Origin of the sequence: Rhizobium sp. P44RR-XXIV (genome assembly GCF_001999485.2) — a bacterium.
Classification (GTDB): Bacteria; Pseudomonadota; Alphaproteobacteria; order Rhizobiales; family Rhizobiaceae; genus Rhizobium.
Map to the genome: position 1 here is coordinate 1,464,294 of NZ_MPVZ02000028.1, position 13,064 is coordinate 1,477,357.

A 13,064-nucleotide genomic window follows, 5' to 3' on the forward strand; every position below is an offset into this window, starting at 1 on the left:
AAGCATCATAGCCGCGAAAGCTGATGCAAATAGCGAAATACCCGGCTAAAATGCCCCCGAATGGCTTGCATATGTGATTCGTGTGTCGGTCCTATCCTTGCAAAGTGGCGACAAGGGATTTTTTAAGTGGCGGAAACTTGTCCTGTGGACGAGTGGAACAATGTTGATAGCGCCGCCGAATTTGCTCTCATTCACCAATGCGACCCACTTGCGCAGTTGACCATGACAGCGGTTCATCGCAAACCATTCGATACTCCAAAGTACGAAGAGATGGAAAATGAACGAAGCGCCGCGCAAGCTCGCCGCCATTGCTCCCGCCGATCAGCACTATCGCGAAGCGCCCAACAATATCGAGGCGGAACAGGCTCTGCTCGGCGCCATCCTCGTCAACAACGATGCCTATTATCGTGTCTCCGACTTCCTGAAGCCCGTCCACCTGTACGAGCCGCTGCACCGGAAGATCTTCGAGGTCGCCGGCGACATCATTCGCATGGGCAAGACCGCCAATCCGGTAACCATCAAGAGCTTCGTGCCGGCCGACGAGAAGGTCGGCGACATGACGGTGGCGCAGTATCTGGCGCGCCTCGCGGTCGAGGCCGTATCGATCATCAATGCCGAGGACTATGGCCGCGCCATCTACGATCTGGCGCTGCGCCGCGCGCTGATCACCATCGGCGAAGACATGGTCAACATCGCCTATGACGCACCGCTGGACATGCCGCCGCAGACGCAGATCGAGGATACCGAGCGGCGCCTGTTCGAACTCGCCGAGAACGGCCGCTACGATGGCGGCTTCCAGGCCTTCAACGACGCCGTGGCGCTGGCGATCGACATGGCGGCCGTCGCCAAGGAGCGCGATGGCGGCCTCTCGGGCATTTCCACGGGCATTCATTCGCTCGACAGCAAAATGGGCGGCCTGCAGCGCTCCGACTTGATCATCCTCGCCGGTCGTCCCGGCATGGGCAAGACCTCGCTTGCCACCAATATCGCCTACAACATCGCCGCCTCCTTCGAAGGCGAAGTGCAGGCCGACGGCTCGACCAAGGCGAAGAATGGCGGTGTCGTCGGCTTCTACTCGCTGGAAATGTCGTCGGAACAGCTCGCCACCCGTATCATTTCCGAGCAGACGGAAGTCTCCTCCTCGAAGATCCGCCGCGGCGATATCAACGACGCGGATTTCGAGAAGCTGGTGGCATGCTCGATGATGATGCAGAAGGTGCCGCTCTATATCGACCAGACCGGTGGTATCTCCATCGCCCAGCTGTCGGCGCGTGCACGGCGCCTGAAGCGGCAGCGCGGCCTTGATGTGCTCGTGGTCGACTACGTTCAGCTGATGACCGGCTCGGGAAAATCAAACGAGAACCGCGTCCAGGAAATCACCCAGATCACCACCGGCCTGAAGGCGCTCGGCAAGGAACTCAACGTTCCGATCGTCGCGCTCTCACAGCTCTCGCGTGCTGTCGAAAGCCGCGAAGACAAGCGGCCGCAGCTTTCCGATCTTCGCGAATCCGGCTCGATCGAGCAGGACGCCGACGTGGTGCTCTTCGTGTTCCGCGAGGAATATTACGTCAAAAATGCCGAGCCGCGCGATATCAACGATCCGAAATATGCGGAATGGGAAGCCCAGTTCGAGCGTGTTAAGGGAACTGCCGACGTGATCATCGCCAAGCAGCGCCACGGACCCACCGGCACTGTGAGGCTCGCGTTCCAGTCGGAATTCACCCGTTTTGCCGACCTCGCCGATTCCTCATTCATTCAGTATGAAGAGCATTGATAAAGCTGTTTGGCGGCGCATATGTGCGTCGCAGCACTTTTTCTTTTCATCGATGATCACTATCCTGGCCGGAGCCAAATCATCTCCGGCCATTTCTTTGTTCAGGCGGTCACATGACAGATAGTTTCGACGACAATGACGCTTTCGCTGCCGCCGGCCTGCGGCTGACGGTGGATCTCGGTGCACTCGTTGAAAACTGGCGTGACCTGGCTCACCGTTCAGGCAGAGCCCGCACCGCCGCCGTCGTCAAGGCGGATGCCTATGGGCTCGGCATCGAAGATGTCGGTGAAACCCTTTATGCGGCCGGCGCCCGGGATTTCTTCGTCGCCACCGCCGACGAAGGCGCGTCGTTGCGGCTCTATGCGCCGGAGGCACGTATCTTCGTGCTTTGCGGCATCTGGCCGGGCATGGAGCGGACATTCTTCGAAAACGACCTCGTCCCCGTCATCGCCTCCGAGGGGCAACTGACCTTCTGGATGTCGGTTCTATCAGACTATGGCGACTATCCTTGCGCGCTGCAGGTCGACACCGGCTTCAATCGGTTGGGCCTGCCGATGGAAGACGCGCTGGCGCTTGCCGATGACGTGTCCCGTCCCGCGAGCTTTGCGCCGGTACTTGTCATGAGCCACCTTGCCTGCGGCGACGATCCTTCGAATGCGATGAACCGGCAGCAGCTGGAGGCCTTCCGCAAGGTCAGCGCGGCCTTCGAGGGGATTGAGGCGAGCCTCGCCAATTCGGCCGGCATCTTCCTCGGGCCGGAATATCATTTCGATCTGACCCGGCCTGGCATCGCCACCTATGGCGGCGAGGCAGTGCCCGGCATAGCCAATCCGATGCGCCCGGTGGCGACGGCCGAAGCCCGGATCATCCAGACCCGCTCCGTGAAAGCGGGAGAAACGGTGGGCTACGGCCGCGCGCTGCAGCTGACGCGCGAGAGCCGGCTGGCGATCGTTTCGGCCGGCTACGCCGATGGCTATATGCGCAGCCAGTCGAGCGCCGGCGTACCATTGCGCCAGACGGGCATAGCCGGTGGTCACGGCTATATCGCCGGGCACAAGGTCCCGGTTGCCGGCCGCATCACCATGGATCTCACCATCTTCGACGTGACCGACCTTCCGGAAAACCTGGTCCGCGCCGGCGACTATATCGAGCTTTTCGGCAACAATGTCCTGCTGGACGATGCGGCCAGAGCCGCAGGCACCATCGGCTATGAGATGCTGACCAGCATGGGGTTGCGGCACGAGCGGCGGTATATCTCGGAAGAGACGGAGGAATAGCCCGTTTTCCGCATTCCGGACGGAAACCGCTCCGCACTTTTCCCGGAGATGCCTTCAGCGCGCGCTGATCGCCAGGCGCACGCCGAGAGCGACAAACAGCGTTCCCAACCCACGATCGAGCCACAGCCCGAGACTGCGATTGCGACGCAGTGCCTCGCTCAGACGGCCGCCGAGAAGGATAAGTGGCGGCTCGATGAAGGCGGCCACGACGATGATCAGGCTGCCATGCAGCAGGAGTTGCGCCCAGACCGGGCCGGCGCCTTCGACGACGAACTGCGGCAGGAAGGCGAGAAAGAAGATCGCAACCTTCGGATTGAGCAGCGAGACCAGAATGCCCTGCCGGTAGATGCGGCCCGAGGACAAGGTCTTGCCGGCCTCCTTGATCCAGGCACCCTCACCTTTCGAACGCAACGCCTGGATGCCGAGCCAGATCAGATAGGCGGCACCGATCCATTTGACTGCCGAGAAGGCAATCGCGGAAGCCGCCAGGATCGCCGACAGCCCGGCAGCGGCCATCAACACGTGCAGGCAGGCACCGCTCCATATGCCGAACAGCGCCGCGAAACCCGAACGCATGCCGCTTCTGATCGTGTGACCGAGAATGAAGGCGATATCCGGCCCCGGCGACAGATTGAGCAGCGTTGCGGCGGTCAGAAAGGCGATCCAGTGGGCAAGCGAATAGTCGAACATCGGTCATCATCCATAAAAAGGCTGGCATAAAAGCTGCCACGATCACCGTTGATACGGAAATCATTAGTTTTGATAGGCCGCGAAAGACATTATCTGACAGCCGATCGCGATTCGCTTCGAAGAGCGGAGCAATAGAATTTTGAGAACAGCATCCGATGGCCAAGGCCCGTACACAATTCATCTGCCAGAACTGCGGCACGATCCATAATCGCTGGGCCGGCAAGTGCGATAGCTGCGGTGCCTGGAACACCATCGTCGAGGAAGATCCCATGGGCGGGATCGGCGGCGGTCCGGCAAAGACGCCGCGCAAGGGCCGGCCCGTGACGCTGACCTCGCTTTCGGGCGAGATCGAGGAAGCGCCTCGTATCTACACCGGCATCTCCGAACTCGACCGCGCCACGGGCGGCGGTTTCGTCCGCGGCTCAGCTGTTCTCGTCGGTGGCGATCCCGGTATCGGCAAATCGACCTTGCTGATGCAGGCAGCGGCGGCGCTTGCCCGCAAGGGCCACAAGGTCGTCTACGTCTCGGGCGAAGAAGCCGTGGCACAGGTTCGACTGCGGGCTCAACGGCTGCAGGCGGCCGATACCGACGTCATGCTGGCGGCGGAAACCAACGTCGAGGACATCCTGGCGACGCTGGCCGAGGGCAAGAGGCCCGATCTCGTCATTATCGATTCCATTCAGACGCTGTGGAGCGAACTTGCCGAGTCCGCTCCCGGCACCGTCACGCAGGTGCGAACCGGCGTTCAGGCGATGATCCGCTTTGCCAAGCAGACCGGCGCCGCGATGGTGCTGGTGGGCCACGTCACCAAGGATGGCCAGATCGCCGGTCCGCGCGTGGTCGAGCACATGGTCGATGCCGTCCTCTATTTCGAGGGTGATCGCGGCCATCACTACCGCATCCTGCGTACCGTCAAGAATCGTTTCGGCCCGACCGATGAGATCGGCGTCTTCGAAATGTCCGACAAAGGGCTACGCGACGTTGCCAATCCGTCAGAACTTTTCCTCGGCGAGCGTAATTCCAAATCACCGGGTGCCGCCGTTTTCGCCGGCATGGAAGGTACCAGACCGCTGCTGGTCGAAGTGCAGGCATTGGTCGCGGCAACTTCACTCGGTACGCCCCGGCGAGCCGTGATCGGCTGGGATTCGGCGCGGCTATCGATGATTCTCGCAGTGCTCGAGGCACATTGCGGCGTTCGCCTCGGCCAGCACGATGTCTACCTCAATGTCGCCGGCGGCTACCGCATTTCTGAGCCGGCTGCCGACCTTGCCGTGGCCTCTGCACTGGTTTCCTCTCTGGCCGGTCTTGCCCTTCCCTCCGATTGCGTCTATTTCGGCGAAGTCAGCCTGTCGGGCGCCGTCCGGCCGGTTGCGCACACTGGCCAGCGTCTCAAGGAAGCTGAGAAGCTGGGATTTTCCGCGGCCGTTCTGCCTGCCGCTTCCGCCGACCTGCCAAAGGTCAACGGCGGACGCTGGAGCGAGGTTGAAAGCCTACCGGATCTGGTGGCGCGCATAGCCGGATCGAAGGGCGCGCTCAAGCGTGCGGAAGATGAAGACTGAGCCTTACTTCAGCCGTCCTTGACGTAGAAGAGGCTCTTGACTGAGGCCGATGCCCGCCACATGGCGTGGCAAGTCTTGAAGTGGATTATACATGCCCATTACGATTTTCGACGGTATTGTTATCGGCGTTCTTCTATTCTCCGCCGTTCTGGCCATGGTCCGCGGGTTTTCCCGCGAAATTCTTTCGATTGTCAGCTGGGGCGGCTCGGCCGTCGCCGCTTACTATCTCTATCCCCTGCTTCTTCCCTATGCGCTGCAATACAAGGCCGACACCAAGATCGCCACGATCGCCTCGGCCGGTGTCATCTTCCTGCTGGCGCTGATCATCATCTCCTTCATCACCATCCGGATCGCGGACTTTATTATCGACAGCCGCATCGGCGCGCTCGACCGGACGCTGGGCTTTCTGTTCGGCGCGGCTCGCGGCCTGCTCCTGATGGTCGTCGTGGTGGCCTTCTGGAACTGGCTCGTCGCACCTGCCGCCCGTCCGGACTGGGTCAACAATGCCAAGTCGAAGCCATTCCTCGATTCGATGGTCGAAAAGCTGAAATCGGCGCTTCCTGATAACGTTCAGGCGATGCTGCCGCCCGAGATCATCAACAAGATCGCGCCCAATCAGCAACAGCAGACGCAGCCTCAGCAAGGTGGAGACAACGGTACGACGAACGATACCGCGCCCCCCGACGATGCGCCCGCACCGCAGACAAACAATTGACAATACGTTTACAGGCTTGACCCGCAGCGCGATAATCGCCATGTGAGCGGCAAGAAATCAGAAAATCCGGCCCGATATGTTTTCCGGCCGGATTTTCAGCTATTGTAGTATCAGTCGTGACGCCGCCCGATCCGCCCACGTTGAGAGCAAAGGCCAGCAGCCATGAACCATTCCCTCTCCATCGAGAATGATATCGACGGCGACACGCTGCACGAGGAATGCGGCGTCTTCGGCATCCTGGGGCATCCGGACGCGGCAACGCTGACGGCGCTTGGCCTGCACGCCCTGCAGCATCGCGGCCAGGAAGCAGCCGGCATCGTCTCCTTCGACGGCCAGCGCTTTCATTCGGAACGACGGATGGGTCTCGTCGGCGATCACTATACCGATCCTGCCACGCTTGCCCGCCTGCCCGGCGACCGCTCCATGGGCCATGTGCGTTACTCGACGACGGGCGAAACCATCCTTCGCAACGTGCAGCCGCTGTTCGCCGAGCTGGAAGTCGGCGGCATCGCCATCGCTCACAACGGCAATTTCACCAACGGCCTCACCATGCGCCGGCAGTTGATCGCTGACGGCGCCATCTGTCAGTCGACATCCGACACCGAAGTCGTTCTCCATCTCATTGCCCGCTCCAAGCAGGCCTCTTCTTCCGACCGCTTCATCGATGCTATCAGGCAGATGGAAGGCGGCTACTCGATGCTGGCCATGACGCGCACCAAGCTGATTGCCGCCCGCGATCCGATCGGCATCCGGCCGCTTGTTATGGGCGAGCTCGACGGCAAACCGATCTTCTGCTCGGAAACCTGCGCTCTCGATATCATCGGCGCAAAATATGTCCGCGACGTTGAAAATGGCGAAGTCATCATCTGCGAGATCCAGCCCGACGGTTCGATCACCATCGATGCCCGTAAGCCTGAGGTCGCCAAGCCCGAGCGGCTCTGCCTCTTCGAATATGTCTATTTCGCCCGTCCCGATTCCGTCGTCGGCGGCCGCAACGTCTATGTCGCTCGCCGCAACATGGGCATCAATCTTGCCAAGGAATCCCCTGTCGAGGCCGATGTCGTCGTGCCCGTGCCGGATGGTGGCACGCCGGCTGCCATCGGCTACGCGCAGGAAAGCGGCATCCCCTTCGAGCTCGGCATCATCCGCAACCACTACGTCGGCCGTACCTTCATCGAGCCGACGCAGCAGATCCGTGCTTTCGGCGTCAAGCTGAAGCATTCCGCCAATCGTGCCATCATCGAAGGCAAGCGCGTCATCCTCGTGGATGATTCCATCGTGCGCGGCACGACCTCGGTGAAGATCGTGCAGATGATCCGCGAAGCCGGCGCCCGCGAAGTGCATATCCGCGTCGCCAGCCCGATGATCTTCTATCCGGACTTCTACGGCATCGACACGCCGGACGCCGAAAAGCTGCTTGCTAACCAGTATGGCAGCCTGAAGGCCATGTGCGATTTCATCGGTGCCGATTCGCTGGAATTCCTGTCGATCGATGGGCTCTACCGGGCCGTCGGTGGCGAACCGCGTGACAACGCACAGCCGCAGTTCACCGATCACTATTTCACCGGTGACTATCCGACTCGCCTGCTCGACCGGGAAAGCACCAGCAACGTGCGCAAGCTCTCCATGCTTGCCAGCAACGGCTGACCTTCGGTAACGGCTGACAAGGGGCGCTTCTCGCCCCTTTCCTTCCCATAGCATTCGGATCAAGACAGCATGAGCGTCAACCTCAAGGACAAGATCGCCCTCGTTACCGGCGCGTCGCGCGGTATTGGCTATTTCACGGCTCTGGAACTCGCCAAGGCCGGAGCGCATGTGATCGCCTGCGCCCGCACGGTCGGGGGACTTGAAGAGCTTGATGATGCCATCAAGGCGGCTGGCGGCTCTGCGACGCTCGTGCCTTTCGACCTCGCCGACATGAACGCCATCGACGCGCTCGGCGGCTCGATCTTCGAACGCTGGGGCAAGCTCGATATCCTCGTCGCCAATGCCGGCGTGCTCGGCGTCATCTCGCCGATCGGCCATATCGAGGCGAAAGTGTTCGAGAAGGTAATGACCGTCAACGTCACCGCCACCTGGCGGCTGATCCGCTCCGTCGAGCCGCTGCTGATGCGCTCCGATGCCGGACGCGCCGTGATCCTGTCATCGGCCGCAGCCCACCGCTGCCGGCCCTTCTGGGGCGCCTATTCCGCCTCCAAGGCCGCCGTCGAGGCACTGGCGCGCACCTGGGCCGGAGAAACACAGAGCACGCCGCTGCGCATCACCAGCGTCGATCCGGGCGCAACCCGCACCGCCATGCGCGCCCAGGCCATGCCAGGCGAAGATCCCGATACGCTGCCGCATCCCCGCGAGGTCGCCAAGGCAATCCTGCCGCTCGCGGGCGCCGATGTCACCGAAACCGGCAAGCTCTTCGTCGTGCGCGAGAACAAGCTCGTCGACTACCGGATGCCGGAATAAAAAACAGCCTTTCCCCGTACGGGAGAGGCTTGCTGCCCACTTGACCAAATTCATCCGGCGCGCGATAAAGCCTGCCATGAAAACGGTTATCTGCATTATCTGCCGGAAAATTATTCGCTAGCGTTTCGCTGGTCTGGCCGTTTTCGTCTCCCAAAATCCAAGATGACAAACGTTCCGGCCGGCCGGTGACGATTTTTTTCGGATCTATGCCTTTGGGAGAGTGAAATGGGCGCCGAGCCGCAACTGAAATTCTACAACACGCTGACGCGCGAAAAGGTCGATTTCCAGCCGATCGATCGCAACAATGTCCGCATGTATGTCTGCGGCCCGACGGTCTATGACTTCGCCCATATCGGCAATGCCCGTCCGGCCATCGTCTTCGATGTGCTGTTCCGGCTGCTGCGGCAGGTCTATGGCGAGAACCACGTCACCTATGTCCGCAACATCACCGATCTCGACGACAAGATCAACGCGCGTGCGCTGCGCGACCATCCCGGCCTGCCGCTAAACGAGGCGATCCGGCTGGTGACGGAAAAGACCGAACGGCAGTACCGCGAGGATACCGCGGCGCTCGGCTGCCTTGAGCCGACGGTGCAGCCGCGGGCGACCGATAGTATCGCTGAGATGATTGTGATCATCGAGAAGCTGATCGCCAAGGGTCATGCCTATCGGGCTGGTGGCGAAGTGCTGTTCGATACGAAGTCGATGGCCGATTACGGCCAGCTTTCGAAGCGCAATCTCGACGAGCAGCAGGCCGGCGCCCGCATCGCGGTCGATGAGCACAAGAAGAGCCCCGGCGACTTTGTGCTGTGGAAGCTCTCCGATGCGAACGAACCCGGCTGGGAAAGCCCCTGGGGTCGTGGCCGTCCGGGCTGGCATATTGAGTGCTCGGCCATGAGCGGGCGCTATCTCGGCGATGTCTTCGATATTCATGGCGGCGGGCTCGACCTGATCTTCCCGCATCATGAAAACGAAATCGCCCAGTCGCGTTGCGCGCACGGCACGCACACGATGGCGAACGTCTGGATGCATAACGGCTTCGTGCAGCTCGAAGGCCGCAAGATGTCGAAATCGGAAGGCAACTTCGTCACCATCCATGAGCTGCTGCAGACGGAAAAGCTCGGCGGCCGGACCTGGCCCGGCGCAGTGCTGAGGCTCGCCATGCTGATGACGCATTACCGCGAGCCGATCGACTTCTCCGTCAAGCGCCTGGAGGAGGCCGAACGGCTGCTCGCCAAATGGCCGGCAGCGGATGCCAGCAGTGCCGCGCCGGATGCAACTGTTGTCGCCGCACTCGCCGACGACCTCAACACCGTCACGGCGGTGCAGGCGCTGCATGCGCTGGCACAGGCCGCCAATGCCGACGCCAGCCTCCTGCCCGTCTTCGCGGCAAGCGCCAGCCTGCTCGGTCTGCTGCCGAAGAAAGCGGAAGTCGATGCAGCGGTCGCTTCCGATATCGATGCCAAAGTGCGCCAGCGTCTGGATCTGCTGAAGGCGAAGAACTTTGCCGAAGCCGATAAGCTCCGCGATGCGCTTTTGGCTGAAGGCATCCAGCTGAAGGACGGCAAGGATCCGGCGACGGGCGAGCGCACCACGACTTGGGAGGTCAAGCGGTGAGTGCATATTACCCCCCTCTGTCACTTTCGTGACATCTCCCCCACAAGGGGGGAGATTGGGGGGAGCTTGCCGCATGTCCTCATACAATCATTGGGCTTGGCCTCCGCAGGTTCTATCTCCACTTGGGCCGAGCGAGTGCCAGGGGTTAACAATCTCCCCCCCTTGTGGGGGAGATGTCACGAAAGTGACAGAGGGGGGCGTCTTGCCGCATACTCCAGTCCCGCCAAAAATCCGCAGCAACGCCCGCCGCATGCGCAAGGTCATGACGGATGCGGAACTGCGTCTCTGGAATGAATTGCGCGCCCATCGCCTCATGGGTCTCAGCTTCCGCCGGCAATTGCCAATTGCCGGCTATATCGTTGATTTTGCCTGCCCGACCGAGAAGCTGATTGTCGAAGTCGACGGTTCCCAACACGCCAATGATCGCGATCAGACCTATGACCGGGTCCGCACCCTTCGCCTTCAAGCGGACGGCTGGACTGTTCTGCGCTTCTGGAACGACGATGTCCTGAAGGATATCGACAATGTCTGCACTCATATCCTCATCGTTCTCGGAAAGGATAGAGCATGACTGTTCTTATCTACACCGGCGGCTGCCAATGCGGCGCGGTTCGCTTCCGGGTGCGGGGTGTGTTGAAGGATGCGTCGATCTGTCATTGTCGCATGTGCCAGAAGGCCTTCGGTGCCTATTACGCGCCGCTGGTTTCGACGCGCGGCGCCGAGCTTGTCTGGACACGCGGGGAGCGGAAGACATTCCAGTCCTCCAGCCACGTCGAGCGTGGCTTCTGCGGGGATTGCGGCACGCCGCTGACCTATGAGGCGCCGGATGGTGTGGCCGTGGCGGCGGGCGCCTTCGACGATCCATCGCAACTGCCGCCTGTCGTGCAATATGGCACGGAAGCCAAGATCGATTTTGTCAACCGGCTACATTTGCTGCCCGGCCACCGGACAGAAGACGATGCCGAGCAGGCGCCTTTCGTGCTCGAGCTTGTCTCGTATCAACATCCGGATCACGATACGGCAAAGTGGCCTGCGGAGACCGGGAAATGACGATGGCGGAAGGATATAGCGGGGGATGCCAATGCGGTGCGGTCCGATATCGTGCCGCCGGCGCGCCCGGCTATCCGCATCTCTGCCATTGTCGCATGTGCCAGAAAGCATCGGGCAATTATGCCCTGCCGCTGGGGAGCGCCAAGCGCGCCGACTTTGAGATGACGCGCGGCGAGCCCTCGTGGTTTCATTCGTCGGATCTCGTGCGCCGCGGTTTTTGCGGCACCTGCGGCACGCCGCTGTTCTACGATATTCCCGGCACGGATTTCATCAATGTGACGCTTGGGTCGCTCGATGAGCCGATGGCTGTCCAGCCCGTAGCGCAATCGAACCGCAGGACAAAGATGCCGTGGTTTCAGGCGCTGGATGAGCTGCCGATGGAACCGGATGAAGATGGCACCGATCGCGCCGTGTCGATCCGCCTGTCCAACCATCAACATCTTGATCACGATACCTCAACCTGGCCACAGGAGAAGCGCCATGACTGAAGTCACCAGAAGCGGGGGATGCCAATGCGGCGCGGTGCGGTTTCGCATTCGCGGCGAGCTCGGCCGCCCGTCGATCTGCCATTGCCGCATGTGCCAGAAGCAGTTCGGCAGCTTCTTCTCCGCCCTCGTCACGGCACCGGGCGACAGTCTGGAATGGACGCGGGGCGAACCGACCTATTTCCAGTCTTCGATCAATATCGAGCGCGGCTTCTGCAAGGATTGCGGCACGCCGATGACCTATCGCCATCCCGGTGGCCTGGAAATCGCCATCGGCGCTTTCGATGAGCGTGACGATCTAGCCCCGCAGATCCAGGTGAACCATGCCTCGCGCCTCCCCTGGGTCGAGACCATCTTCGAAAAGCCGGTGCATCAGGATCCTGATTTCTATGCTCAGCAGGAGCGGATCATCTCCTTCCAGCATCCCGATCACGATACCGACGTCTGGCCTGCCCAGGGACTGAAAATATGACGGAAATCCTGCGGACGCTCTATCCGGAAATCGAACCCTATGCTTCCGGCCATCTCGATGTCGGCGATGGACATGTGATCTACTGGGAACGCGTGGGAACGCCCGGCGCCAAGCCGGCCGTGTTCCTGCATGGTGGTCCGGGCGGCGGCAGCTCGGCGAACCATCGCCGTCAGTTCGATCCGGCGCTTTATGACGTGACCCTGTTCGATCAGCGCGGCTGCGGGCGCTCGACGCCGCATGCCGGGCTGGAGGCCAACACGACCTGGAATCTGGTCGCCGATATCGAGCGGCTGCGAGAGATGGCCGGTGTGGAAAAATGGCTCGTCTTCGGCGGCTCCTGGGGCTCGACGCTGGCGCTCGCCTATTCCGAAACGCACCCGGAGCGGGTTTCGGAACTGGTCGTGCGCGGCATCTACACGCTGACGCGGGCTGAACTCGACTGGTATTATCAGTTCGGCGTTTCCGAGATGTTTCCCGACAAGTGGGAGCGTTTTGTCGCGCCGATCCCGGCCGACGAGCGCCATGAGATGATGGCGCCTACCATCGCCTGCTGACGCATCCGGACAAGGCCGCTCGCCTGGAGGCGGCCAAGGCATGGTCGATCTGGGAAGGCGAGACAATCACCCTACTGCCCGAACCATCCGTCAGCAGCCAGTTCGAGGATGCGGAATACGCGCATGCCTTCGCCCGCATCGAGAACCATTTCTTCGTCAATGCCGGCTGGCTCGAAGAAGGCCAGCTTCTGCGCGATGCGCATAAGCTCAAGGACATTCCCGGCGTCATCGTCCATGGCCGTTACGACATGCCCTGCCCGGCAAAATATGCCTGGGCGCTGCACAAGGCTTGGCCGAGGGCGGAATTTCATCTGATCGAGGGTGCGGGCCATGCCGCTTCGGAGCCGGGCATTCTCGATCAACTGATCCGGGAGACAGATAGGTTTGCCGGGAAGGCCTGACCTCGCAAGGCCT

12 protein-coding genes and 1 pseudogene are annotated in these 13,064 nt (G+C 61.4%); 12 read left to right on the plus strand and 1 reads right to left on the minus strand.

Annotated elements, in window-relative coordinates:
- The first annotated feature begins 277 nt into the window (after positions 1 to 277).
- A complete protein-coding gene (locus BSK43_RS24330; RefSeq protein ID WP_068385650.1) occupies positions 278 to 1,774 on the plus strand; it encodes a replicative DNA helicase in 1,497 nt (498 codons plus the stop codon).
- A 113-nt stretch (positions 1,775 to 1,887) separates the two neighbouring features.
- On the plus strand, positions 1,888 to 3,051 hold the full coding sequence (alr, locus tag BSK43_RS24335; RefSeq protein WP_077470005.1) for an alanine racemase: 1,164 nt from the start codon (positions 1,888 to 1,890) through the stop codon (positions 3,049 to 3,051).
- 54 nt (positions 3,052 to 3,105) lie between these two features.
- Here the strand turns inward: alr and BSK43_RS24340 are convergent, their stop codons facing one another.
- Complete coding sequence (locus BSK43_RS24340; RefSeq protein ID WP_077470004.1) at positions 3,106 to 3,741, minus strand: LysE family translocator; 636 nt, start codon at positions 3,739 to 3,741, stop codon at positions 3,106 to 3,108.
- 155 nt (positions 3,742 to 3,896) lie between these two features.
- Between BSK43_RS24340 and radA the strand changes: the two genes are divergently transcribed.
- The 10 genes and pseudogenes from radA to pip all read left to right on the plus strand — a co-directional run bounded on the left by radA (position 3,897) and on the right by pip (position 13,051).
- Positions 3,897 to 5,300 (plus strand): DNA repair protein RadA, encoded by a 1,404-nt coding sequence (gene radA, locus BSK43_RS24345; RefSeq protein ID WP_068385642.1) that lies wholly within the window; start codon positions 3,897 to 3,899, stop codon positions 5,298 to 5,300.
- Between the two features lie 91 nt (positions 5,301 to 5,391).
- Complete coding sequence (locus tag BSK43_RS24350) at positions 5,392 to 6,015, plus strand: CvpA family protein (protein WP_068385638.1); 624 nt, start codon at positions 5,392 to 5,394, stop codon at positions 6,013 to 6,015.
- Between the two features lie 162 nt (positions 6,016 to 6,177).
- Positions 6,178 to 7,662 carry an amidophosphoribosyltransferase gene (gene purF, locus BSK43_RS24355; RefSeq protein ID WP_077470003.1) on the plus strand — a complete coding sequence of 495 codons (1,485 nt, stop codon included), beginning with the start codon at positions 6,178 to 6,180 and terminating at the stop codon, positions 7,660 to 7,662.
- 69 nt (positions 7,663 to 7,731) lie between these two features.
- Positions 7,732 to 8,472: an SDR family NAD(P)-dependent oxidoreductase gene (locus BSK43_RS24360; RefSeq protein ID WP_077470002.1), complete on the plus strand. Its 741-nt coding sequence runs from the start codon at positions 7,732 to 7,734 to the stop codon at positions 8,470 to 8,472.
- Between the two features lie 225 nt (positions 8,473 to 8,697).
- Positions 8,698 to 10,089, plus strand: a complete 1,392-nt coding sequence (gene cysS, locus BSK43_RS24365; protein ID WP_077470001.1) for a cysteine--tRNA ligase — start codon at positions 8,698 to 8,700, stop codon at positions 10,087 to 10,089.
- A gap of 202 nt (positions 10,090 to 10,291) precedes the next feature.
- Positions 10,292 to 10,660, plus strand: a complete 369-nt coding sequence (locus tag BSK43_RS24370) for a DUF559 domain-containing protein (protein ID WP_077470000.1) — start codon at positions 10,292 to 10,294, stop codon at positions 10,658 to 10,660.
- Positions 10,657 to 11,139, plus strand: coding sequence for a GFA family protein (locus tag BSK43_RS24375; RefSeq protein ID WP_077469999.1), 483 nt, complete (start codon positions 10,657 to 10,659; stop codon positions 11,137 to 11,139). Before BSK43_RS24370 ends, BSK43_RS24375 begins: the two co-directional genes overlap by 4 nt.
- Positions 11,136 to 11,627, plus strand: a complete 492-nt coding sequence (locus BSK43_RS24380; RefSeq protein ID WP_077469998.1) for a GFA family protein — start codon at positions 11,136 to 11,138, stop codon at positions 11,625 to 11,627. Before BSK43_RS24375 ends, BSK43_RS24380 begins: the two co-directional genes overlap by 4 nt.
- Positions 11,620 to 12,096 carry a GFA family protein gene (locus BSK43_RS24385; protein WP_077469997.1) on the plus strand — a complete coding sequence of 159 codons (477 nt, stop codon included), beginning with the start codon at positions 11,620 to 11,622 and terminating at the stop codon, positions 12,094 to 12,096. Before BSK43_RS24380 ends, BSK43_RS24385 begins: the two co-directional genes overlap by 8 nt.
- Positions 12,093 to 13,051: pseudogene (gene pip / locus BSK43_RS24390) on the plus strand (prolyl aminopeptidase). Before BSK43_RS24385 ends, pip begins: the two are co-directional and overlap by 4 nt.
- Positions 13,052 to 13,064: the final 13 nt, after the last annotated feature.